We start from the raw sequence: 24,335 nt of genomic DNA, 5'->3' as shown, positions 1-24,335 counted from the left end.
AATAATCTCAGCGAGGACGTCAAGCGCGATAACTTTGATGATAATAATAAGGATTGAGTCTGTTTTAGACTACGATAATATTGAAAAAGATTTAGGGCATAGGTTTGGCAGGCCAGATGCCAGATGCCAGATGCCATGCATGGTAGCGCATTTCGATTATCCTGTCAAGTAATTTTTTGTTTTATTTACATTTTTTATAATTTTCCGCTCAACTAATGAGCGTTCCCTTGCTTTGAAAGCGGTGAAATTATAACCGGTTGATTAATTATGCGCTAGTTTTTTTGTTAAAATTTTATAAAGTTTTGTTAAGGCCTAAATCAGTTTACGTTTGTGTGCTTTGGGGAAGGGTTTTGGGTGATGATTTTTGGCTAAAAAACACCACATAAAACTTAAATAAAATCAATACTTTTTCTGACCAATTTTTGGATAGATAAATAGCTGTTATTAAAGCACTTATTTATGGTTTTGCTAGGGGACATAACATTTATAAATGTTGTATAAACTTTTGATTTTGAATAAAAATAGAAAAATATTAGTGAAATAAATGTGTTTCATGAAAGATTTTTAAGTAAAAACTTTATGATATTTAAATACTATAAAACCCATTAACCTAGATGATCAATGGGTTTTATTGTTATTTTTATGAACATTTTATTTTGTTATACAAACAAAACAAAGTCATGTTCATTTATTTAAAAGCTGTAACGGTATCCTACATTTGCTTGTTTTTGATCAAACTTGTTACCGAGTGAATAACCAATGTCGCCATAAATCTGGTGATTTTTGTTAAATTGCATATTGATACCAATGCCGTTATCCCACCAGTTACCACCAAAATCATATTTTTCTTTAGCTACATGATTAAAGGTGTAAGCTGTTTCGCCATCAAATTCTTTTAGATAACCAGTTTTAAAGTAGATATTTGCTGGGTTATCACTGTCTTGTATTTCGTAACCTAAAATAACACTAGTTCGACCAATAAGTGAGTTATAGCTACTTAATTTGGTTTTTAATCCATTAGTAGCTTTAATTGTTGTGTTATTTTGACGAGAATACGTTAGCTGTGCTTGTGGCTCAATATACCATTCAGACGAGTAAAAACGTTGTCCAACTTCGGCTCCAACTGAAAATCCGTCTGTGTCGCCATCACCTTTAACGTTATAACCACCACCAGTACGACTATTAAATTTATTTGCCATTCGCATATACTTCACTAAACTGTCGACATATAAGCCACTATTCGTTTGCATTGTAGAATATAATGCAGCAGAATAACTTTTAGTGTTGCCATCGCCCACGTTATGATCAATCTTGCCTCGGCCAAAGCCTCCCATAATACCGTAATAGATATCGTAGTTATCATTATCAAGTTGTCGATCAACACCTAGTTGAAAACCATAATAGTTCATATCAAAATTAGACAAACGGCTATCATTAAATGAACTTAATTTACCTGTATAGACTCGCCCCCATGTATCACCACTGGCGCCATTATTCATATTGAGTTGACCCATTCGTTGCAATAATGCTTGGGTTTCAACATAATTCATTAAATAGCTTGAGTTTAGAATATTGGCGGCATTTTGCGCGGTATGAGTTAATAGCGGTTTTTGAGCTATTGGTTTGTTAGGCGTGTTACCATTACCACCAACATCATTGTTGTTATTGTTGTTTCCATTTTGATGAGGTAGTGATCCAGATAAAACCCAATCTTCAGTACCTGCGCCACGAGCGCCATTGACTTTAGTTAATGTATTAAACTGATAAGGACCAACATCAAAAGACTGTGATGACAGACCAAAAACAGCACTACCACCTTCGGTCTCAACAAGTGTTATTCTTTCATTTCCTGTTACCGAGTTTGCACCTGTTTTATCATCAATAAGCGTAATTTTATGATTACCTGTAGCCAAGCCAGTACCAATTATTTTAAGCAAATCATTAGCAATATTTTGACCAATCCCAGTTCGCATTTCAAACACACCGTTACCAGCTAATGAATTTGTCACTAATCTCATCGCATTAGTGCTATTAAGAACATCCACTGAACTTGGCGTTGCATAGCTGTAACCAAAGCTAATTTTAGCATCATTGCCTAACGTTAATGAATCTAGGGATGAATTGTCAGTCATCTTCCATTGGCTTTGACTGCCTAGAAGAGATAAATTAATATCACCCTTACTTAACGGTGTTAATACATTATTTTCCATCGCAGCTAATAGCGTTGAACCATCGGTAAGGTTGAGATTAATAATTCCCTTGCCATTTGCAGTAGTCGTTGCATAAATATCACCTTCAAGATTTGTTTTGCCATCGATATTTACTTCACCAGTATCGGCTTGTACTGCATTGTATTGCAGATTATCACGAGAAATAATATTGTTTATATTTGAACCACTTCTAATGTTCACTTTACCGTTTTGTTGATTAGAATAAATTGTTGTACCATGTTCAGTAATAACATCTAATCCATTATTAAAATTAACAGTAGAGCTTGCATTAGCATTTAGCCCCCCAGATTCGACTCCCGTCTTAATACCAATACCACGTTGCCCCGTCATATGAATGGTAACATTATCATTAAAAATTAAATGAGAGGCTAGCGCATTAGGGTTATTAGACTTGATAGAAATAATACCCGAACTATCTCGCCCCGAAGAAGTGATATACACTTTATCATTAAACTCACTTTTAGATTCGGAAGTTGATAATGCATTGTGACTACGTATACCGTAAAAACCGCCTGTTCCTGTACCTGTGATACTGACCTTTTTCTGGAATAATCCTTCCGAGCCACTAGAGATATAAATACCTGTACCATCAACTATATTCAACTCAAGTTCACTATTAGAAACTATTCGCCCCAATTGTCTTACACTAATACCATAAAAAGAATTCTGGTTACCAACGACATTTCCTTTAATAATAAATTTATCAGTGCTACCTAATGATCCAACAGTTATGTTTTTTCTATTCGATTCGAGTCCTATTCCTCCATTAGTACTTATGTTAATATGTGGTCCAGTAGCAGAAGAGGTCTCTATCAAAATGTCGTCATTACTACGGAGAGTGCTAATCCCTGTAGTGCGATAACTACTAATATTAGTATCATTAATATTCACTGTGGCATCAGTCAGCATAGGAATCATAGGTAGTATGCCTAATGCTCCCCTAAGCAACAACGTGATTTTATTTAAATGTATCATAATTAATTCTTTCCTTTAGTTGTAACTAATATAATTAGCTTGTATATACGTACAACAACAAGCGCCAAAGTAACAAAACACTACCATTACATCTATGTCTAAACACTGCTCAATATCTAAAAAAAATATCAATTTAAAAATACTTTATGCCTAAATATCAATGTGCATTTATTGCTTATTGTTCTGTTTTAACCAACTAAATTTCATACAAAAACATTATCGTTGTTCACCAGTAGTGCACAACGATAATATTTATAACTTATTGGATTTTTAAAACTTTATGTAAAAAACAGCTATTTTACAACACGAAATGGATTGGCTTTTGGTTTAACTTGTTCAGTTTGTTGAGATGAGGTTTCACGCTGTGCGTGATATTGTGGTTCATCCTCAAATCCCATTCCAACACCATTTTCACGAGCATAAATTGCTTCAATTGCCGCCATTGGCACCACAATATGTTGAGGCACACCAGAAAAGCGAGCATTGAATTCAATTTGCTCATTAGTTGCTAAATATTGACCAACTGACTGTGGCGCAATATTTAATATAATTTGATTATTTTGGATAAATTCTTGCGGTACTAATACACCATATACTGATGTATTAACGACAATATAAGGCGTTAAGTCGTTATCTAGTATCCAATCATAAAAAGCCCTAAATATATAAGGACGACGTGGAGTCATTTGCTCAAGTTCCATTAAGGCTACCTTGTCTAAAGTTATCGTAAATAAAGATAAATTTAATTGATTATGCTCTTATTCTTTTTTCTTCTTCGGTTAATGAACTAACAAAAGCTGGACGTTCAAAAATTCGTGCCATATAAGCTAAATAATTCTTTTCAGCCACTTTTGGTAATTCAATACCAATTAATGGTAAACGCCAAAGTAATGGGGCAAAATAACAATCACATAATGTAAAATCATCACTCATAAAATAATCTTTTTCTTTAAACATGATTGAAATTGAAACAAGATCATCAAGAAGATTTTTTCGTGCTATTTTGGCTTCATCGCTATTAGGAGCAGCAATAATTGTTTCGTAAGCACTGTACCACTCTTTTTTTACACGATACATTGTTAAGCGAGAATTAGCACGTACGATTGGATAAACAGGCATTAATGGTGGATGTGGAAAGCGTTCGTCAAGATATTCTAATGCAATGTGTGGTTCATATAACGTAAGGTCCCGGTCAATTAATGTTGGAATTGAAGCATATGGATTAAGATCCAACAATTCCTGAGGTAAATTATCTGCCGTTACAAACTCTATTTCGGCCGTTACCCCTTTTTCTGCCAGAACAAAACGGATCTGATGTCCGTAAATATCTGTTGTATCACAAAATAATGTCATCACAGAACGCTTATTAACAGCAACAACCATATCCACTCCAAATATACAAAAATTAAAATAAGTTTTGATGTTTACTATTCTAACAAATTAGTTAACAAATTTGTTAAAAAAAATGAATTTTATTGCATTCTTTTTATAAAGATCAAATATTGGCAAAAAATTCAAAACAGCATAAAATTTATGCATAAAAAATAAAATTATTTATATTCATTAAGTTAAATAATGTTTTTTTTATAAACAACCATTTTTCATTCAAATTTATTCAGCAAACCGACAAATTATTTTTTCTAATACTAACAATTAGCATAAAAAAACCCAGCTAATGCTGGGTTTTTTTGAAATACAATTGTAATGTTCTTGTAATGTTGCTTCGAAGTTACAATTATCGTTTGCTGAATTGTGGACGACGACGTGCTTTGCGTAGACCCACTTTTTTACGTTCAACTTGACGTGCATCACGAGTAACAAAACCTGCTTGACGTAATGCAGAACGTAAAGTTTCATCATATTCCATTAATGCACGAGTAATACCGTGACGAATTGCACCCGCTTGACCTGAAATACCACCACCTTTAACCGTGATGTAAAGATCAAGTTTGTCAGTCATTTCAACTAACTCTAGTGGTTGCATAACAACCATACGAGCTGTATCACGACCAAAGTATTGCTCTAATGAACGTTTGTTAATAACGATGTTACCACTACCTGGTTTGATAAATACACGAGCAGCGGAACTTTTGCGGCGACCTGTACCGTAATATTGATTATCAGCCATCTTTTATCCCCTTAAATATCTAATACTTGCGGTTGTTGTGCCGCATGATTGTGCTCATTACCAGCATAAACTTTTAGTTTACGGTACATTGCACGACCAAGAGGACCTTTCGGTAACATGCCTTTTACAGCAATTTCGATGACTTGTTCAGGATGACGTTCAATCATCTCTTTAAAAGTCGCTTCTTTAAGTCCACCGATGTAACCAGTATGACGATAATAGATCTTATCAGTGCGTTTTTTGCCTGTTACAGCAACTTTTTCTGCATTGATAACGATAATATAATCACCTGTATCAACATGTGGTGTATATTCTGCTTTGTGTTTACCACGCAAACGGCTTGCGATTTCAGTAGCTAAACGACCTAACGTTTTACCTGCTGCATCAACAACATACCAGTCGCGTTTAACTGTTTCTGGTTTAGCTGAAAAAGTACTCATTCGTAATTATCCAATTTTTAATTAATCTCACGTTAATAAATCATTTTGATTTATTTACACTTTTTGATTGCTTCTATTAACCAACTCACCCCTTCGAGTGGCCATATTAATGTCGACAACCGCAAACAACGTTGGGAATAACATTGTCGTAACGTGGGTGGCAGTATTATACAGAAATAATACAAAAGCGCTAGAGCTAAAAAGAAAAAATCATGGCGATAAGAAACGCTTGCTGTTAAAATTTCGCTTAACATTAAATAACGACATGTTGATATAAATGGATAATACAATTTTACTTTCTAAAGATGATTATATAAGCAAAGGGTTACACCGTAAATGCTATCATCATCCAATAGATCCTAATAAATGCATTAAAGTTAATTACAATGACGGCGCAGAAGAAGAAACAAACCGCGAAATAGCTTATTATAAACACCTTATTAGACGTAATATTGCATTTGATGCATTAGCAAAATATTATGGTCCTGTTTCAACCAATTACGGTAAAGGCCATGTTTTCGAGCTTATTCGAGATTATAATGGTGAAATAGCCATACCACTAGAAAAGTACCTTGCTGATAATACATTAACTAACCAATATTATGATGATTTAGTTATATCATTAAAAAATTTAAAATCAGCTTTATTAAAAGATCGCATTATTACAATGACAATCAAAAGCAAGAATATCTTATTTCAGCATTTAAGTGCAGATAAAAGCCGCTTGATTATTATCGACAATATAGGTAATTCAACCCTTATTCCCATCGCTAATTACATTTCTTTTTTTGCGAAAGCCAAAATTGAACGAACTTGGCAACGTTTTTTAACCTCAATTATTAAAGAAAACAGCCAAAATAAATTAATCACTCGTTTAGTTGAAGATGTGAATCAGTAATCCGAAATTGTGCAATAGCACCTTTCACATTATTAGGTCTATTTTTTAAGGTAAATAGACCTTGATGTAATTTAGCAATACGATTAACAATACTTAAGCCAAGTCCAATACCATTATGTTTGCGATCCATACGAAAAAAGGCTTGAGTCAGTTGTTCGCTTTTAGATTCATCAATGCCGTACCCTTCATCTTCGACCGTAATAACTATGTCTTTTTTATCTTGATAACAACTTACCAAGATTTTAGTGTTATCTGGACTATAGCGGTAGCTATTTTCGACTAGATTACGTACTAAAAGTTTTATCAAAGTTGCATCACCATTAAAAATAAGGTCTTTATTAGTCGTATACCATTCGAGCTGTTGCTGTTTTTTTGAAGTCAATTCTGTCAGCTCATCAGATAGCGGAATCATAATGTCATCATAAAAGTTAATATGCTGATACTGTCCTACAGTAAACTTTTGGCTAGCTCGAGCAAGCATTAATAGTTGTTCGACGGTATTGACTAAACGATCTATACGACTGATTAATTCACTACAATCAATCTTATTTTTATTTTCTAACAATTCTAAATGCAAACGAATCCCTGCTAAAGGTGTTCTCATTTCGTGCGCGACATCAGCAGTAAAAAGCCGTTCTTGAGATAGTGTTGCATTGAGCCTAATAAAAAGATTATTCAATACTGATGTAATAGATTTAATTTCACGCATATTACTTATTGGTATAATGGGTTTCAGGTTCTCCTCGGTACGCTGATTAAGATCTTTCTCTAAAATTTCGAGCGGTTTTGTGATCCGCTTGATCGCTTGGTATGCTAAAAATAGTGTCACTAACATCATTGAAAAAGCTGAACAAAATAAAGCAAAAATAGCTTCAAGTTCTTCATGCTCAACAACCTCATTGATTTTATTTTGACTTAACGTTAAGTTAACTAGAACATCAATTTGCTCTTTGCTTTCATGCCATAACCAAAGAACAGTTATAATTTGGCAAACCAACATAATAAAGCCCAAAGTAAAAAAAAGGTTCCAGCGAATACTGTGCCGTATATTACTCAGTGATTTTGAAATCATAATTTAATTATCTAATTTAAATTAATCGAATTATCAACACTCATTGTTAAGTTGATAGCCATAGCCTCGCACTGTGCGAATCACATTTTTACCTAATTTATTGCGTAATCCATGTATATAAACTTCAAGAACATTAGAACTAGGATCACTTTGCCAATCATAAAGATCATTTTGCAATAAATCTCGATGTACCTTTTCGCCAGCTTTTAACATCAATCGAGATAAGACAATAAACTCTTTTGGCGTTAAAACCACCTCTTGGTTATTAAGAGTCACTTTTTTCTGTTTAATATCAATAGCAATGGAGCCATAACTAATAAGGTTATCAGCAGTACCTTGATCTCGGCGAATTAGCGCTCTTACTCTAGCTAATAATTCAGTTAAGGCAAAAGGTTTAATTAAATAATCATCAGCCCCATTATCTAGACCATCGACTCTATCTTCGATAGTATCGCGAGCAGTTAAAATCAGCACAGGGGTTGAAATATGATTTTTCCGCCAGCGAATGAGCAATTCGAGCCCATCACAATCAGGCAGCCCTAAATCCAGAATAATCAAACTAAATTGTCCAAATTGGATATACTGTTCAGCTTGCTTTCCATTTGATGCAACTTCACAGACATAACCATTGGATGTTATACCATCGTATAACCCTTTTTGTAGCAAGCTATCATCTTCGACAATTAATATCTTCATTGCTGATTTACCTTAATTTGGATATTAAAACTAATCAAAATGCTCAGTTCATCATTATATAGTGTTCGATATGTCTAAAGCAGAAAATTGTCTCTACCAACAAAACCATCGATTGAGCAATTTAATAATGCTTATCCAAAATTTTTTAATTAAATACACCGATATAATGCTCACAAGAAATCCAACAGCGATATCTAATGGCCAATGAATACCAAGATAGACTCGGCTCCAGCTAACGAGTACTGCAATTAGAGCAAATAAGTATAAAACTATTCTAAAGCGGCATGTGTAATTGAATAAAACAGTAAAAAAAATTGTCCATACAAATACCGCATGTTGACTTGGTAAAGAGCTTGTGTTGTCGTGGAAAAGATTATGGGTTCCAACGTCAACAGCAAAAGGACGTGGAGAATAAAAACAATGACGAATAATAAAAGCGACAAACAGCGCCACTCCTAAACTAATTACCATTTTTAGTATTAATTGACGATAAAAAGGCCGGATAAACCAACCTATTCCCATAATAATAATAGGTATATAAACCAAATATTTCGCACAAAAAATAGCAAAATAAATAAGCAGTTTTGACGCTTTATCAGAAGCGTTAACTAATAGAAATAGTTGGGTATTAAAATCACACCACATAACCTATTTACCTATATTTATTTAAATTATTAATAATTTAACGCATAAACCTTAAAAGAACCTTAATAAAATTCTTATTTACTAAACGGGCCAATATAGATAGATAGAAAATTATTTAGAATGAAATAATCGACATTTTGGCAAAATAGAAACAGCAAAATCAAGCGATGCGCAGATAATAAAATAAACAACAATTACAAATAAAAAGATCTCAGTTGGATAAACCATACTACGATTATTAACTTGAGTAGCAATAAAAGTAAATTCGGCCACTCCGACAATATAGGCCAAAGACGTATCTTTAATAAGCGATACCCACTGATTGACAAAAGACGGCAACATCATTTTAAGAGCTTGTGGTAAAATGATAAATAGAATAACTTGCTTTTTAGTCAACCCTAACGAAAATGCGGCTTGCCATTGATCTTTAGCCACCGCAATCATACCGGCATGCACTGAATGACCAATATATGCAGCACCAATTAGGGATAATGCACATATCACCGTTGCAATAGCTGGCACATCAACATTAAGCAATACAGGTAATAAGAAGTAAGTCCAAAAAATAAGCATAATAACAGGAATTGCTCTTAAAAAACCAAGTATACCAACTAATAAATAGCGTACTGTTCCTTTTAAGACTGTCAGCCCTACACCGGCCAAAATACCTAACAGCGTTGAAACGATAATTGCAGCAAAACTCATTAACAACGTTAAAAAAATGCCTCCAGGAAAGTTTCCCCACATCATATAACTTAAATTGTTATAAATAACCTCTAAACCTTTAAGTTCCATAATTGATTACACCTTACCTATTTGTAATCGTTTTGCTTGATAAATATTACCTAAAGTGCCAACCATCACTATTGCCAAAATATATAATAAAGTTGCAATGGCAAAATCTTGAAAGGTTTTTAATGATTCGGTTTCAACTTGACGCGATACATAAGAAAGCTCTAGTACACCAATAGCCATTGTTAACGACGAATTTTTGATAATATTCATATACTGCCCAATTAAAGGCGGAAAGGCAATACGAAAGCTTTGCGGTAAAATAATAAATCGCATACTTTGCCACCAAGTTAACCCTAATGCTAATGAAGCCTGTCCTTGCCCTTGTCTTATACCAGCAATGCCGGCTCTAAACTCTTCGGCAATAAAAGCACTGGAATAACACGTTAAACCAACTAAACCAATTATAAATTCAAAGGACGGCATTTTCAGTGAAAAAAAGAACAACGAAATTTGTGGTTCATCAAATAGCCATAACTTAAATTCGACTGGTAATAAATTACCCACACCAAAATACCAAAAAAAGAGTTGAGGTAATAATGGAGAATAACGAAAAATTGCGTTATACCCCATTACAATCCCTTGAATAATCTTAATTCGACTTTGTTGAGCAATAACTAATAAAAAACCCAGTAATGTTGAAAAGACGATAGTAAGCAATGAGATAGCTAACGTAACTAAAAAACCATCCCATAACCACCACCAATAACGGGATTCAAGTAATTGCTCGTGCATAACTTACTGACCTTTACCTATTTTAAAATCACCACGAGGCATAGCTGATGTGGTTTCAGGTCCAAACCAACGATTATAAATTGTTAACGCTTGACCATCTTTTTCAAGTGTTAATAAAATTTGGTTCACTTTTTCTTTCAAACGATCTTCCCCTTTTGGTATACCAACTGCTTGATATTCTTGGGTAATACTAAATGGCGAAATTTCAAATGCTGCGCGTTGTTCTTCTGGCACATTAGCGAGTAAACCAATTAATTTAGCATCATCTTGAGTAATTGCCTGTACAACACCATTACGTAATGCCGCAAAAGCAAATGGCGTATCATCATAAGAAATCACTTTTGCAGTTGGGTATTTTTCACGCAGTGTGATTTCCATGACAGTACCTTTATCGGCACCAATACGAAGGTTCTTTAAATCATCGACTGATTTTAAAACACCTTTTTTTGCTATAAATTTTTGACCAGTCGCAAAATAAGGCAAACTAAAATCAACGGTTTTTGCCCGTTCATCTGTAACAGTAAAATTCGCGACAATTAAATCGGCTTTTTGAGATGTTAATAATGGAATTCGATTAGCAGGATTAGTTGGAACAAGATCAACTTTAACATTGAGTGCTTTACCGATTTCATTTGCATAATCAACGTCAAGACCAACAATTTTATTAGTTTTTTCATCAACATATCCAAATGGCGGGTTACTATCAAATACTGCTATTTTGATTTCCCCGCGTTTTTCGATGTCATTAAGGCGGTCTGCATAAGCAGAATTTGCACCTAACAAACTACTTATTAATGCGACCACTGTTAGTGATTTAGTCAACAATTTCATCCTGATTCTCCCTAATAAAGGTTATGTTATTTTCAGTTAAAGTCTAACAACAAAGAATCAAATGAATAAATAACAAATACTCACATGGTTATAACTTAAAGTTATAAGTCAAATCAAAAACGCCAAAAATGATGACGTTTTAGATTATATATGTGAACAAATTTTACTTTTCTTTTAACTTATTAATGCTAATAACTAAATCCTTTTCATTACCAAAAGCTCCTGCTTTTGTGATAACTTTAATATCTCCATATTCTTCATGAATCAAATTAGACATTACAATCCCTGGTGAAATTTCTTGTTTTATCGAGCATCCTGCAGCATTAATTTTACTCACAATATTTACCGCTGTATCACCTCCCGTTAAAAAAAGCCCAGTAATATTCGATTTTTTTAGTACACTATCGACAATATAAGCTAAACAGGCCTTAACTTTATTTGCCGTATCATATGATGAGAAACCATTATTTTTTGAAACGGATAAAGTCTTTTCATAGTCTTTTTTACTTTTACAAGTTGTTATAATCACATCATTTTTTTGAGACAATAAAAAGGATATTCTCTCGATATAGTTGTCATAAGTTTTACTATCAAAAATATCAGCTGGCTCAATTTTTACGATATTAATACCTTCTGATTCAGCATAATTAATCTGATCTATTGATACTTGACTAATACTCGCAACAACTCCCAATACAGGATCGGTTGGATACAATGAATTAAAAATCCCTTCTGCTAATCCAGCACTTCCAACATATAGAATTCTTTTATTCAAATTCAATAAAATTTCTGATAATTTCGCTATATGCTTATCTGCGGCTATATCAACAATATGTAAATAACCATCTTTAATACTAAAAGTATTTCCTTCTAATTCAGATATTGGATGGTAATAAACTTGCTCCTTGAATGCTTGTTGTAATATTACAGTTAAATCATCAGTTATAATTGGGCTTAATGGATCTTTTGTTAATTCAGTATTCATTAATAATTGCCCATTTAAATACTGTTTACCATTTTTAGTTATTCTATTTAATTTAGGAAATGCTGGGGCAAATACAATTATATCGGGATGAAAAATGTCTGCTACAGCTTTTATTTCTTGTGCTATATTACCTCTTAGTGTTGAATCTACTTTTTTATAAACAATATCAAACTTCCCTAAAGAATAAACTTCTGAAGTCATTTTTTTAACTTTTAAATAGGCTTCATCGGCACATAAATTTCTTGATTCAGTATCAAGAACAATCGAGTTTGAATGAGAGGTCGGGGTAAGTAATACATCAACAGCTATTCCTCTTTTTTTCATTTGAATACCTGTATCATTGGCACCTGTATAATCGTCTGCAATAATTAAATATTGTGTTGTCATTTTGTTTCTCCCTTATTAGCATCTTTCTCTAATTTTGCTTTAAGTTTCTTGTTTTCTAATTTATTTAGAAAACTAACTAAAATAGGGCATAAAACAGCAGTAACAATAACAGCCGCCGCCACTTGTGCTGTAGCTTGAGGCATAATTTCAGCAAAAGTAGGATCTACTGCTGCTACTGCTGCAGGAGTTGCAACTGCATTACCTGCTGTTGCACCTACCGCAGCACCAACTTGAGGAAATTTGAAACGGAAGAGTTTAAAAGCAAAATATCCAGCAAATCCAGTGATTACAACACAACTGATACCTAAAATAATACCTGACACTCCAGCGCTAATGAGCTGGTTAAAATTTAATGCAGCGCCTAAGGGAAATGCAAATAAAGGGATAAGTATACTTGTTCCTGGAGCTAAAAATTTTCTTATATTATCATCCAAATTACCTAAAACAAGACCGAGTAAAATTGGAATTAATGCGGCTAATAAAACTGTAAATGAAATTTGTGCTAACCCAGTGGCACCAAAAGCTAACATTGTAAAGAATGGACCATCAGATAACGCTATAATTGATACTGCTCCAACATCTGTTGAATCTCCATATTCACCGGCCAATGCAGCGTATAAACCACCATTTTTATTGGTTAATGAAGCAATGATTGCTAGTGGGGTAATTCCAAGTACACCATATATACCCCAAAAATGGTTCACTAAAATACCTAATAATGCTCCTATTATAACTTTTACAACTAATAGGATAATTCCTTTTAATACAGGTAGACCTGCTTGTCTAATTTGAATTTGTGCACCATTACACATTAAAAAAGCAGCCAATAAGGCTGGAGCTCCTGTTTTTAGCAATGCCTCAGTAAAGCCTCCAATTGTAAAAACTTGAGGAGCGAAGGTATTAGTAATGGCGCCAAGTACTAATGGAACAACCATTAATCCGCCTGGTATTTTTTTTACCGTATTTAAAATATTCATAATAACTCCTTTGAAAAAGCTTTCGTATAACTTGTGATAAATTATCAACATCATGGATGATTTAAATAAATCATTTTTGATTTATTTAAATCACATATTAATTATATAAATTAATAAAAACAGTTTTTTTGATTGTTTTTATGATTTTGATCACACATAAACAACATTAATGATTAATTTAAATCATTTTAAATGGATTTTTGATAAAAAAAGTTATATAGTTAATCTAAAAGAAGATATAAATTTAATATTTGTAATTAAAGGAGATATATCGTGTCAAAAATCATAGCAATAACAATGGGGGATCCTGCTGGTATTGGACCTGAAATTATTGTCAAAGCATTACAATCTGATGTGCTTAAAAATGTGCATTCTGTTGTAATTGGTTCTGCAAAGCTTTTAGAAAAACAATTAAAAATGGGACTATTCAATAATGTTGCGATTAACGTAATTGATCATGTTAATAAAGCTACTTTTAAACCTAATGTTATTAATGTGATTGATATAAAATTAGAAGATATTGACTCATTAAAACCAGGCGAACTACAACCACAAGCGGGAGATTTAGCATATCGTTGTGTAGTAAAAGCCACTGAACTTGCTTTAAACGGAGACGTAGCAGCGATTGCAACTGCGCCATTAAACAAAGAGGCGTTGCATTCTGCTGGACATATGTACCCAGGTCATACCGAACTATTGGCAAAATTAACCAATAGTAAAGATGTTGCAATGGTTCTTTATACAGATACCCTTAAAGTTATTCATGTGACTACCCATGTTTCATTACGTAACTTTTTAAACAACTTAAGTTGTGAGCGAGTTGAAAAAGTCATTAAAATCGCTGATCAATTTCTTAAAAAAGTTGGAATTAAACAACCTAAAATTGCAGTTGCAGGGGTAAATCCTCATGCGGGGGAACATGGCTTGTTTGGCGATGAAGAGATAAAATTTGTTACCCCAGCTATTGAAAAAATGCGTAATCAAGGTATTAATGCAATTGGGCCATGCGCTCCAGATACCGTTTTTTTACAAGCCCATCAAGGCAAGTTTGATATAGTTGTAGCTATGTATCACGATCAAGGCCATATTCCGTTAAAATTATTAGGGTTTTATGATGGTGTTAATATTGCGGCAGGTTTACCATTCATTAGAACTTCGGCTGACCATGGCACAGCATATGACATTGCTTGGCAAGGTGTTGCTAAACCAGATAGTATGATAGAATCAATTCGATTAGCTGAACTGTTATCTTAAACAACCGCATAACTAAAAAACGAGGATTGTGCTGTGAGAAAATATAATCGACTAGATCAAATCATGGACTATCTTAAAATTCATAATCTGGTAACTGTCGAAGAATTAGTTATAGCAACAGAAGCTTCTCCTGCCACAATTCGTCGCGATTTAATAAAATTAGATCAGCAAGGCGTAATAAGCCGAACACATGGAGGGGTGACACTAAATCGATTTATTCCCACCCAGCCTACAACACTAGAAAAACTGCATAAAAGTTTTACCGAAAAACAACTTATCGCAGATATAGCCGCACAATTAATAAAAGCTGGTGATTCAATCGCTTTAGATGCTGGTACCACAACACTTGAAATTGCGAAAAGAATCACCCAAATGCCAATTAGAGTTATCACATCCGACTTACATATTGCCCTATTCTTGTCTGAATTTAAGCAAATTGAAGTGACAATCATTGGGGGCAAAATTGATGACAGTAGTCAGTCCTGCATTGGTGAACATGGACGTTCATTATTACAGCAGATCAATCCTGATATATCGTTCATTAGTTGTAATTCATGGAGCCTTAACAAGGGTGTAACCGCTCCAACAGAAGATAAAGCCTTAATTAAAGCAAGTTTTGCCGAAAAAGCCGATCGTGTGGTGCTTGTAGCCGATAGTAGCAAATATAATTGTTATTCATTATTTACATCAATTCCACTAAATCGCTTTACTGACATTATTACCGATAATCATTTAGATGAAGAAACATTACAACTTCTAAAGTGCCAACCATTTAAATTGCACATTGCAAATTAGTTTACAATCATCACCAACATAAAAGCACAGTGTTTTACAATATTGATTACCCAACTATCTCACTATCGACAAAAAAGTAAGCAATTTCCTTTTCGGCCGAGGTTAAAGAGTCTGAACCATGTACGGCATTTTCGGTCATGCTATCAGCAAAGTCAGCCCGTAAAGTGCCTGCGGTTGCTTTAGATAGATCAGTCGGTCCCATCAATTCCCTATAACGTTTAATGGCATTATCGCCTTCAAGAACCTGAACAACTATTGGGCCAGATATCATAAAGTTAACTAATTTATCAAAAAATGATTTACCTTGATGCTCTGCATAAAAGCCTTCAGCTTGTTCTTTCGTTAATCTAAGCATTTTTAATGCAACAATGTTGAGTTTTGCTTGGTTGATACGCGTGACTATTTCACCAATCAATTGCTTTTTAACGGCATTGGGTTTGATGATGGATAATGTTCGTTCAATAGTCATATGCTTGCTCCTAGTTAATCAAGGGTAAATGACAGTCGTAAAATTTGACCACTTTGATCTAATAGTAATAGATGATGTAAACCTGTTTGAGTTACCCTTAAGGCAACTTTTTGATCGTCATGGGTTTGCTCAATCAGATCACCATCTAGAAACCACCATTTATCGCCTGTACCGCCCTGTGGTGTTACATCAATGGTAACATCTTGTTGCCCGGGTAAACGTTTTACCCATTGTTTATCTCGCAGGCCAATAATATTAAGTGGTGAAAAGACATCTTTACCAAACACCGGGCAATCTTTATCCATTTCAGGAAATAGCGATTGCCTGCGTTCTTTCGGTAACAGCCAATTTTCTAACGCTATTGGCCATAATGCAATCTGTTTTTTGTGCGCATTAAAACAATCCGCAGACACACGTTTGCCCTCATTATTAACCCAAATAGTGACCCACCCTGAACGATAGATATTGTTATTAAGCACCGTAAGCGTATCAAGCGTTGGAGGAATCATATTATTTAATATCCAAGCATTTTTCTGCCGGTGACAGTTTTCATCGTTTGCTGGCAGAGCTTGCCCTGATGGCCAACAAATTTTTGCTGAAGTCACCGTTGCCGGTTTTGTTACTAAAGGTAATGGTCTATTGAGTCGTCGCTCTTTATTTAATAATAACGAGTTAACTTGTTGTAAAATCGGCACCGCGGTAATACTGCCGTATTGTCCAACAACAGGCGTTCCATCAGGACGACCAACCCAAACACCAATTAAATAACGAGGGTTCATACCAACCGCCCAAGCATCACGATAGCCATAACTAGTACCTGTTTTATAGACAAGTTGATGATTATTAACTAGCATCTGCCTTGTGATCCATGCGCTACCATCGCTAATAAATGGCTTACTTAGCAATGGTTCATCTTGCGTAAAACGTAAAGGACTAACTTGTCCATGACGAGCAAAGGCACTATAGGCGCTGACCAAATTATCCATTCTTAACGATGCACCACCTAATATATACGATATATTAGGATTATTACCGTTAGACTCAAGCGGTAAACCAATACTAGCAAGCTTACCGGCAAACCGTTTAGGACCATAAAGCTCAATTAGCTCAACCGCAGGTAAATTTAATGAATTTTTTAATGCTTCTGAAGCACTGATTGGACCATAAAAATCTTCATCAAAATTTGTAGGCCTATAATCAGAACTGATTCGCGGTGTATCTTGCAATAGCGACTCAGAATGAATCATACCATCATCAATTGCTAGCGCATACATAAAAGGCTTTAATGTTGACCCTGGTGAGCGAAGTGAGCTTATCATATCGACCTGACCAAACCGCTCTTTATCATTAAAATCAACTGAACCTATATAACCTTTTACTGACATATCGGTATGATCAACAACTAAAATAGCCAGCGAAGTTTTGGGGGGGAGTTGGTTTTTACGATTATTGGCAATATCTTCAAGACTATATTGCAAAGATAAATCGATAGTTGAGTGAATAATATCGATATTTGGGTATTGTTGGTTTAATCTTCGAGCTAACAGAGGCGCAAGTTGTGGCTTTTTACGTGGGTAAACCCAGACCTCTTCTTTTTGAACTTGCTCTATAATATCAGGTGACCATACTTGGTATTGAGCTAACCTTGCTAAAACCTTGTCCCGAGCCTGTTTGGCGCGCTTAGGATATCTATCAGGACGCAAACGGCTTGGCGCTTGTGGCAATACAGCTAATAACACCGCCTCGCTACGCGTTAACGCTTTTGGCGCTTTACCAAAATAAGACCAACTCGCCGCTCCCAAACCCTCGATAGTGCCGCCAAATGGTGCTCGGTTAATATACAAAGTTAAAATCTCGTCTTTGGTAAAATGCAGCTCAAGTTGTAACGTTCGAAATATTTGCTTCAACTTACCTATCATCGTACGATCATGCGGATAGAGCAACCTTGCAACTTGCATCGAAATCGTACTCCCACCCGAAATAATTCGCTTATTGGTGATATTTTGCCAAGCGGCTCGTAGTAATGAAGCGGGGTTAATACCCACATGCTCATAAAAATGGCGATCTTCATAATTCAACAACACATCAAGATAATCGTTAGGCACATCATCTAATTGGATTGGATACCGCCAAACACCATTTTCATCAGCGAAACGCCAAAGGGGTGTGCCATCTTCAGCAAGAATGGTTTGTGTCGTTTTATTGTTTGTAATAGAGAGTGGAAAGAAATGATCGACAACAAAAAAGCCGCCTAATAATACAAGGATGAAAAAAAACAAGAAAACTAAAATATAGCGCAGGCACTTTTTCATTTTGTCAAAAGCTTCAAAAAACTATAGTTGAATATAAAATAGATACCGCTAACGAATGTTAGCGGTATCTATTTATTTATATTTTTAATCATCAAACCGAATTAAGACCTACTATTGTTGATCTGAAATATTCGATTCACCATTACGCTCAACAATAGATATCAAATCAAAGGATTGACCAATGGCAAACCGCTCAGGGCGATACATTGATTCGACGTAAGGATATGGAATCATATAATTCCCCGCTGTTACCGCCCTAGCTAAATAAGCAACGCGAGTACGATATGTACCATCACTCACATAATGATTAATATCAACGGCCGCAACGTATCTATCATCACGAAATTCTTGATATTTAACATCATTGCTGTCTTCATCTTTCAACAAATTAGCTAGTTCAGGAATAGCCTGCAAACTCACACTACTATTGGTTAGATTTTGATTTTCTAACTCAACACCAGCCGGTAAAAAATCAACAATCAATGCATCGTGAACAGCTTCTTTATGCGCGTTAACTTCTAATAAAACTACCATCAAATCCCCTACTTTCATATTATTCGGTTGAATTTTATTACCGTTCAAATCGTAATAAGTACGTTTAATGGTTAATTCACTATTATCACTTGTTGGCGCTGGGGACTTCTTGCCATAACCTGAAACAGTGAATTTGACATAAAGCGGCTGCGCATTTTCTGGATTTGAAATGGTTAAGCCATTAGACAAATCAGCAAAATCCAAAGAGCGCGAGAGTGCTGAATTGACATTATTTGTATGATTATTAATCACAACATCAAATTTTTGCGAGGATTTATGTTGCTCTAACGACCAACCCGCCATAAATAAGGCATTAAGTTCCTGCGTTGAAAAATAACGCGTATCATTGAGTAAATCTGATAACTGAATTAAATAATCCGCTTGTTTATCAACACTGAGTCCGTTGTCGACCAATAAAGATAACACCAATGCGTTATCACGAATAGCACTACCATATTCACCCAACCAAGAATATTGATGATTATAACTTGTAGTAAATACCTGCGGAATTAAACTGTCATAGATATTATCAAAACCAGCCAGTTTCGCAGATAGTGCCAACTGAGCAATCGGCAGAGGTGAAAACACCTTAACATTACCCTGAGTGATCTGTTGATACATTCGATTAATTTCGTTACGCACCGATACCGTGATTTTATTTTGCTTTGTCAGCACCATTAAAGCATAAGCTTTAGTAGCAAAATGTGTATAATCAATTACTTGTGAGTTATCGTAGTAATTTTGCAAACTATTAAACGCATTGGTATCGTAAACATATTGGCTAATACGCGAAATGGCCGCATCAAGTGCATTATTATTCACATTATAGCCCCGCTCTTTCGCTTGCAATAAAAAGTCAGTTGCATACACAGTTAGCCAATATTCTTCGGCACTATCTCTACTCCACAAACCAAAACTACCATTATTGCGTTGCATCGATAAAATGCGCGAAATACCCAATTGCACTTTTTCACGTCGTTTGTCATCCGATTCGGTTTTAATCCCTAAAGCAGAAAGCTGCTCTTGGTTTGCATATAATGACGGTGTTAAACCACTAATGGTCTGTTCCAAACAGCCATATGGATAGGCAAATAACGTTTTAACATATTGAGCAATATTGAGCGGAGGTTGATTTGATACAATTAATTTACCATCAACGGTATTGTCAATCATATCAACAAGACTATCTCCAGGTAATGACCAGCTTTCACCGCCATTGATTGCTATAGAATAATACCGTGTGGTTGCGGCATAAGCAGGTCTAACACCAATGTTCCAAGATCGTTTGATCTGGTAATCAGAACCATCTTCTAACAAAATACCCTTAACATTAACAGTAACCGTACCTTGCCCATAGCCATAATCAGCAGCTATTGGCACTTGAATAATTTGTCTTTGCTTGCTATCAAGCGTTAATGTTACTACCTTATCTGAATTTTGATAAACCAAACCATCAGTAGAAACCTCGATCTGCATCGTTTGCGCTTTGTCAGTTAGATTATTCAAATCCAACGCCAAATTAGCCTGATCACCGCCCGATAAAAAGCGCGGTGTTGATAGTTCAGCCACCACTGGTGATGCAACAAGCATGGTTTGTTCAGCCTTACCAAAACGCGTATCATCCCATGCTTGTGCCATTATGCGCAATTCACCATTAAAATCAGGTAAAGCAAGGTCAACAACACCTTCGCCATCATCATTTAACTGAATGGTTTGCAATTGCTGAGCCACAATATTAACATCATTTGATGGCTTTTTACCGCCTGCACTAGCACCAAGCATTGCATCACCACCAAAGCTCATATTGACATTGCGCCCTTTACCTTCAATCAACTTACCATAAACATCATAAAGATCGACGTTATAACGTTTACGGCCCAAAAACGTACTATAAGGATCAGGCGTTACAAAATTGGTAATATTTAGCACACCAGAATCCACAGCCGAAACTAACACCGTTACCTTATGATTTTGCTGGATTGCATTTTTATCCATTTTGATTGTTATTGGAATGGTCTTTTCAGGCTCTGTCTTTTTGGGCGCTTCAATACTTACGTTTAATTGACGATCAGACGTATCAATTGGCAAATAAAGTAAACCAATCGCCCGCTTAATGGTCTGTACCGCGGCATCGGTTGATGGTCGAATAATCATCGCACTAATATAAATATCATGACGCCCCCAATCTTGAATTGGAATATCGACATCAAGACCATCGTCATCAACGGTAATATCTTGCTTCCACAACATACCATCATTGGTTTCGAGCGAAATATAGCCAGAACCCGCAACAGGAGCTTGAACATGTATTTTAGCAGTATCACCAACGGAATAAGCTGTCTTATCAAGACTTAATTTAACCTGATCAGGACGAACAGAATGGGTACCGTTGGTATTATCCTCCCAATCGTAACCACTTCTAAAACGTAAGCTACTGGTCACACCATTTTTAGTATCAATCACCTCAATACGGTAAGAGCCATAATCATCGGTTTGGTAGCTTACTTTAGCGGTGCCATTTTCATCAATAGAAAGCGGTTGCTCTTGCACGACAAATTCGTTCGAATTGTACTCTTGATGCCATCCTGAATCGTCAGACCAGCTCCAATAGTAATTGCGGCGCTCACGAATAACCCTTGCCTTTAAGTTCCTTGCTGCCAACTTATTGCCCTCAACGTCGACATAAGCTACTTCAAACTCAGCATTGGCGCCTTTATCAACCGTCGGGCTGTTTTGATAGCGATCTAACGACCAATCATAATAAGGTGATTGGGAAAACAACGCACGCACAGCCGGCATTTGCTCGCTTGGCCAAATAGCTTGACTGGCATAACGCGTCACTGGCCGACCACCAGAATCAAGCAAACTGGCTTGTAAAACCACATTAATAGGGGAACTTAACTTACCCCAATCTTTAGTATTAATCTTAATTTGCGCAATACCATTGTTATCTAAAAGCGTATCAATATTATCAAGCTGACGATCTCCCCCATTATCAACCACATTACCGATTTTATAATCAGCAAGCTCAGGGATTGTATCGATCTTCTTAACATAAACATAACTTTCTAAACGATTACCCGAAGCAGGGGCACCATAAAGATACCAACCTTTAACGTCAAAACGAATTTCATTATCAAGCATGATAGGGTTGTTTGATGTGGTAGTAATTTCCATCCCCATGCGCTCTGGCAAAAATTCCTCAACATTAAAATAAGCATAACGGTAATTATCATCCCCTAAATTAAAACGAAAAGCCCATTTGCCTGTTTCGGCATTCGCTGGAATAGCATATTGCCATTGGTATAAACCGTTTGAATCAACTTTCGCTTTGATTGTAAAATTTTCAACCACCAAATTATCGGGTGACATAACATCAACCACAATCGGCTGAACAGGCAACGGCTTACCATTGGCATCACGCAAAAGCGCATTAAAATAGACCGTCTCTTTCGGCCGATATAAGTCACGAGCGCCAAAAGCAAACAACTGTTTTTGATAAAAAGCCGAACCCATTAAATTATATTCACTTAAATTTAATGCACCACGATCCAAATTAACCAAAGAAATCTGCTTACCATCGCTTGCTGTCAACAAAGCGTACTCCATACCTTTAGGCAAAGTTATATCGGCATAACCATTAGCGTCAGTTTTGGCAGAAACTGTTTTACAGTCCTTATTACTGTCTCGAATACTTTTGCTACATAAAACCGATAAATTGATATCGGAAAGAGGTTTTCCATTATCTAATGCATGGGTAATGACTGATAATTTACCGTTTTCATAGGCATGCACTGCAAAACCAATACTACTGATCGAAAACATTGATACAGGATTTGAATAATTATGAATTCCAGCTTGATTCATCACCGCAAAATAAACACCCTCTTGTTGTAATGGTGTAATGGACGACAAATCAAGTAATACGGTTTCTTGTGAATTACGTTTTGGATTTAAGTCAAATCGAGACGTATAAACTAAATCAACAAACTGATGTAAATCCTTAGAGTCCCAAAATGACAATTGATTTATAAAGCCATAATTATCAATAAAATCGGACAGCTTTTCAGGCTTAATTTTAAAAAAGTTAACATCGACCTTATCAACGTTAAGAGTAACCACAGGCAAACCACTCATTGATTTGCTTGGCAACAAATAACCACTGCTAGCAAACCCAACCATTGGCTTACGATCTTGAGTTTTAATATGAGTTTGATAAACCGCGGCTAAACTACTACCGTTAATACCTGCTAACATCTTATCGATAGTGAGTTCTAAATCACGGTTTGGTTCAAGGTAACGATGTCTTAATTCTAATCCATTGTCAGACAATTCCCATGCACCATCAACATTCCCCGTTTGACGATCGACTAAACGCAGCAAATTCGAAAATTTAAGATTAGGATTTAAAGGAACCGAAAAAGTAATAACCAGTGTACTTGAACCATCAAGAATAACTTCCGAACTATCAATGACCTTTAATTCTTTATCATGATATTTTTCGACTAATTCTGGGCTAGGTTTAAAAAGTGGTTTGGATTGGTTATCTATTTTTGCGTTATCATTGGGATCGGTTGTATGGTTATTATCAACAAATTCCGATGGCGTTGTTGATAGTTCAGAATTTGCATTTTGCTTAGCATCTTTATTATCACAGCTAACTAATACTAATAGCATACTCAATACAGCGGCCTGTTTGACTAATCCCATTTTCATTACACCCCATATATCATAATCTATCATAATCGCTATTGTGGATTATTTTTATTTATTAACGGTTATATATTATGCACTAGCCCTTACTTTTTGGCAAAGCGTGTTTAGTAAAGTTTGGTAATTTTTAAAAAATTACTAAAACAAAAAAACTAATATTATCAATAGATTAGTTTTAGGTGCGATTAGGGATTTTTGGGTTGGTGAATAGGATGGATTGGGTGCGGTGGTTTCGGACGTTTTGACCTTGGGTGGACAAAATAGCTATCGTGACCACGTCCGAGTCAGGGAATTAAAGCGAATTCCCTGACAACCCACGCTTTGGCTGCAGAATGTGGCCTTCGGCTACCCGACGCCGTCGCTCGGTCTTAACGCACCGGCTATGATTCGCTCCCGGCGAAGCATAGCCTCGCCAAACATCCCTGTTTGGCGTGCTAACCTCGCTCTGTTGTCGGCACATTCTGAC

Annotated in this window: 19 protein-coding genes; 3 read left to right on the top strand and 16 right to left on the bottom strand. The window is 35.5% G+C overall.

Annotated elements, in window-relative coordinates; genetic code table 11:
- Window positions 1-692: 692 nt before the first annotated feature.
- From GA0061081_RS10725 to rplM, 5 genes are all read right to left on the bottom strand, one after another.
- Window positions 693-3,206, bottom strand: a complete 2,514-nt coding sequence (locus GA0061081_RS10725; protein ID WP_091350872.1) for an autotransporter outer membrane beta-barrel domain-containing protein — start codon at window positions 3,204-3,206, stop codon at window positions 693-695.
- Window positions 3,207-3,499: 293 nt separating this feature from the next.
- Entirely contained in the window at window positions 3,500-3,907 is a 408-nt protein-coding gene (locus tag GA0061081_RS10720; protein WP_091350870.1) for a ClpXP protease specificity-enhancing factor, read from the bottom strand.
- Window positions 3,908-3,956: 49 nt separating this feature from the next.
- Window positions 3,957-4,589 (bottom strand): glutathione S-transferase N-terminal domain-containing protein, encoded by a 633-nt coding sequence (locus tag GA0061081_RS10715; protein WP_091350867.1) that lies wholly within the window; start codon window positions 4,587-4,589, stop codon window positions 3,957-3,959.
- A 352-nt stretch (window positions 4,590-4,941) separates the two neighbouring features.
- Window positions 4,942-5,334, bottom strand: coding sequence for a 30S ribosomal protein S9 (gene rpsI / locus GA0061081_RS10710; RefSeq protein WP_034915459.1), 393 nt, complete (start codon window positions 5,332-5,334; stop codon window positions 4,942-4,944).
- Window positions 5,335-5,345: 11 nt separating this feature from the next.
- Window positions 5,346-5,774 (bottom strand): 50S ribosomal protein L13, encoded by a 429-nt coding sequence (gene rplM, locus GA0061081_RS10705; protein ID WP_065566227.1) that lies wholly within the window; start codon window positions 5,772-5,774, stop codon window positions 5,346-5,348.
- A gap of 277 nt (window positions 5,775-6,051) precedes the next feature.
- Between rplM and GA0061081_RS10700 the strand changes: the two genes are divergently transcribed.
- The gene (locus GA0061081_RS10700) at window positions 6,052-6,672 is read left to right on the top strand and encodes a YrbL family protein (protein WP_091350865.1); all 621 of its coding nucleotides are present in this window, start codon (window positions 6,052-6,054) and stop codon (window positions 6,670-6,672) included.
- Here the strand turns inward: GA0061081_RS10700 and pmrB are convergent.
- The 8 genes from pmrB to GA0061081_RS10660 form a co-directional block, all read right to left on the bottom strand.
- Window positions 6,641-7,672: a two-component system sensor histidine kinase PmrB gene (pmrB, locus tag GA0061081_RS10695; protein WP_245176395.1), complete on the bottom strand. Its 1,032-nt coding sequence runs from the start codon at window positions 7,670-7,672 to the stop codon at window positions 6,641-6,643. The two genes, GA0061081_RS10700 and pmrB, sit on opposite strands and share 32 nt — an antisense overlap.
- 105 nt (window positions 7,673-7,777) lie before the next feature.
- Window positions 7,778-8,440 carry a two-component system response regulator PmrA gene (pmrA, locus tag GA0061081_RS10690; protein WP_091350860.1) on the bottom strand — a complete coding sequence of 221 codons (663 nt, stop codon included), beginning with the start codon at window positions 8,438-8,440 and terminating at the stop codon, window positions 7,778-7,780.
- 93 nt (window positions 8,441-8,533) lie between these two features.
- Entirely contained in the window at window positions 8,534-9,085 is a 552-nt protein-coding gene (locus tag GA0061081_RS10685) for a phosphatase PAP2 family protein (protein WP_091350857.1), read from the bottom strand.
- A 111-nt stretch (window positions 9,086-9,196) separates the two neighbouring features.
- Entirely contained in the window at window positions 9,197-9,880 is a 684-nt protein-coding gene (locus tag GA0061081_RS10680) for an amino acid ABC transporter permease (RefSeq protein ID WP_091350854.1), read from the bottom strand.
- A 6-nt stretch (window positions 9,881-9,886) separates the two neighbouring features.
- Window positions 9,887-10,612: an amino acid ABC transporter permease gene (locus tag GA0061081_RS10675; RefSeq protein ID WP_091350851.1), complete on the bottom strand. Its 726-nt coding sequence runs from the start codon at window positions 10,610-10,612 to the stop codon at window positions 9,887-9,889.
- Between the two features lie 3 nt (window positions 10,613-10,615).
- Window positions 10,616-11,449, bottom strand: coding sequence for an ABC transporter substrate-binding protein (locus GA0061081_RS10670; protein WP_425337800.1), 834 nt, complete (start codon window positions 11,447-11,449; stop codon window positions 10,616-10,618).
- 157 nt (window positions 11,450-11,606) lie between these two features.
- Entirely contained in the window at window positions 11,607-12,815 is a 1,209-nt protein-coding gene (locus GA0061081_RS10665) for a four-carbon acid sugar kinase family protein (RefSeq protein WP_091350846.1), read from the bottom strand.
- A complete protein-coding gene (locus tag GA0061081_RS10660; protein ID WP_091350844.1) occupies window positions 12,812-13,792 on the bottom strand; it encodes a 2-keto-3-deoxygluconate permease in 981 nt (326 codons plus the stop codon). The genes GA0061081_RS10665 and GA0061081_RS10660 overlap by 4 nt, the downstream gene beginning before the upstream one ends.
- 273 nt (window positions 13,793-14,065) lie before the next feature.
- Here GA0061081_RS10660 and pdxA point away from each other — a divergent pair, with 273 nt between their 5' ends.
- A complete protein-coding gene (gene pdxA / locus GA0061081_RS10655) occupies window positions 14,066-15,046 on the top strand; it encodes a 4-hydroxythreonine-4-phosphate dehydrogenase PdxA (RefSeq protein WP_091350842.1) in 981 nt (326 codons plus the stop codon).
- Window positions 15,047-15,079: 33 nt separating this feature from the next.
- The gene (locus GA0061081_RS10650; protein WP_091350840.1) at window positions 15,080-15,841 is read left to right on the top strand and encodes a DeoR/GlpR family DNA-binding transcription regulator; all 762 of its coding nucleotides are present in this window, start codon (window positions 15,080-15,082) and stop codon (window positions 15,839-15,841) included.
- 46 nt (window positions 15,842-15,887) lie between these two features.
- Here GA0061081_RS10650 and ndk read toward each other — a convergent pair whose 3' ends face one another.
- The 3 genes from ndk to GA0061081_RS10635 form a co-directional block, all read right to left on the bottom strand.
- Window positions 15,888-16,310, bottom strand: coding sequence for a nucleoside-diphosphate kinase (ndk, locus tag GA0061081_RS10645; protein ID WP_091350837.1), 423 nt, complete (start codon window positions 16,308-16,310; stop codon window positions 15,888-15,890).
- A 14-nt stretch (window positions 16,311-16,324) separates the two neighbouring features.
- Window positions 16,325-18,622, bottom strand: a complete 2,298-nt coding sequence (gene pbpC / locus GA0061081_RS10640) for a penicillin-binding protein 1C (protein WP_091350834.1) — start codon at window positions 18,620-18,622, stop codon at window positions 16,325-16,327.
- A gap of 111 nt (window positions 18,623-18,733) precedes the next feature.
- Window positions 18,734-23,866, bottom strand: coding sequence for an alpha-2-macroglobulin family protein (locus GA0061081_RS10635; RefSeq protein WP_167349353.1), 5,133 nt, complete (start codon window positions 23,864-23,866; stop codon window positions 18,734-18,736).
- Between the last annotated feature and the right edge of the window lie 469 nt (window positions 23,867-24,335).

Origin of the sequence: Gilliamella bombicola, assembly GCF_900094945.1 — a bacterium.
Classification (GTDB): Bacteria; Pseudomonadota; Gammaproteobacteria; order Enterobacterales; family Orbaceae; genus Gilliamella; species Gilliamella bombicola.
The sequence above is the reverse complement of the archived record's forward strand: the minus strand, read 5'-3'. Positions and strand labels throughout refer to the sequence as shown.

What these genes read in the sequence shown, in the direction of transcription:
- GA0061081_RS10725 (WP_091350872.1), bottom strand. Translation starts at nt 3,206, where the DNA reads ATGATACATTTAAATAAAATCACGTTGTTGCTTAGGGGAGCATTAGGC.
- GA0061081_RS10720 (WP_091350870.1), bottom strand. Translation starts at nt 3,907, where the DNA reads ATGGAACTTGAGCAAATGACTCCACGTCGTCCTTATATATTTAGGGCT.
- GA0061081_RS10715 (WP_091350867.1), bottom strand. Translation starts at nt 4,589, where the DNA reads ATGGTTGTTGCTGTTAATAAGCGTTCTGTGATGACATTATTTTGTGAT.
- rpsI (WP_034915459.1), bottom strand. Translation starts at nt 5,334, where the DNA reads ATGGCTGATAATCAATATTACGGTACAGGTCGCCGCAAAAGTTCCGCT.
- rplM (WP_065566227.1), bottom strand. Translation starts at nt 5,774, where the DNA reads ATGAGTACTTTTTCAGCTAAACCAGAAACAGTTAAACGCGACTGGTAT.
- GA0061081_RS10700 (WP_091350865.1), top strand. Translation starts at nt 6,052, where the DNA reads ATGGATAATACAATTTTACTTTCTAAAGATGATTATATAAGCAAAGGG.
- pmrB (WP_245176395.1), bottom strand. Translation starts at nt 7,672, where the DNA reads ATGTTGGTTTGCCAAATTATAACTGTTCTTTGGTTATGGCATGAAAGC.
- pmrA (WP_091350860.1), bottom strand. Translation starts at nt 8,440, where the DNA reads ATGAAGATATTAATTGTCGAAGATGATAGCTTGCTACAAAAAGGGTTA.
- GA0061081_RS10685 (WP_091350857.1), bottom strand. Translation starts at nt 9,085, where the DNA reads ATGTGGTGTGATTTTAATACCCAACTATTTCTATTAGTTAACGCTTCT.
- GA0061081_RS10680 (WP_091350854.1), bottom strand. Translation starts at nt 9,880, where the DNA reads ATGGAACTTAAAGGTTTAGAGGTTATTTATAACAATTTAAGTTATATG.
- GA0061081_RS10675 (WP_091350851.1), bottom strand. Translation starts at nt 10,612, where the DNA reads ATGCACGAGCAATTACTTGAATCCCGTTATTGGTGGTGGTTATGGGAT.
- GA0061081_RS10665 (WP_091350846.1), bottom strand. Translation starts at nt 12,815, where the DNA reads ATGACAACACAATATTTAATTATTGCAGACGATTATACAGGTGCCAAT.
- GA0061081_RS10660 (WP_091350844.1), bottom strand. Translation starts at nt 13,792, where the DNA reads ATGAATATTTTAAATACGGTAAAAAAAATACCAGGCGGATTAATGGTT.
- ndk (WP_091350837.1), bottom strand. Translation starts at nt 16,310, where the DNA reads ATGACTATTGAACGAACATTATCCATCATCAAACCCAATGCCGTTAAA.
- pbpC (WP_091350834.1), bottom strand. Translation starts at nt 18,622, where the DNA reads ATGAAAAAGTGCCTGCGCTATATTTTAGTTTTCTTGTTTTTTTTCATC.
- GA0061081_RS10635 (WP_167349353.1), bottom strand. Translation starts at nt 23,866, where the DNA reads ATGGGATTAGTCAAACAGGCCGCTGTATTGAGTATGCTATTAGTATTA.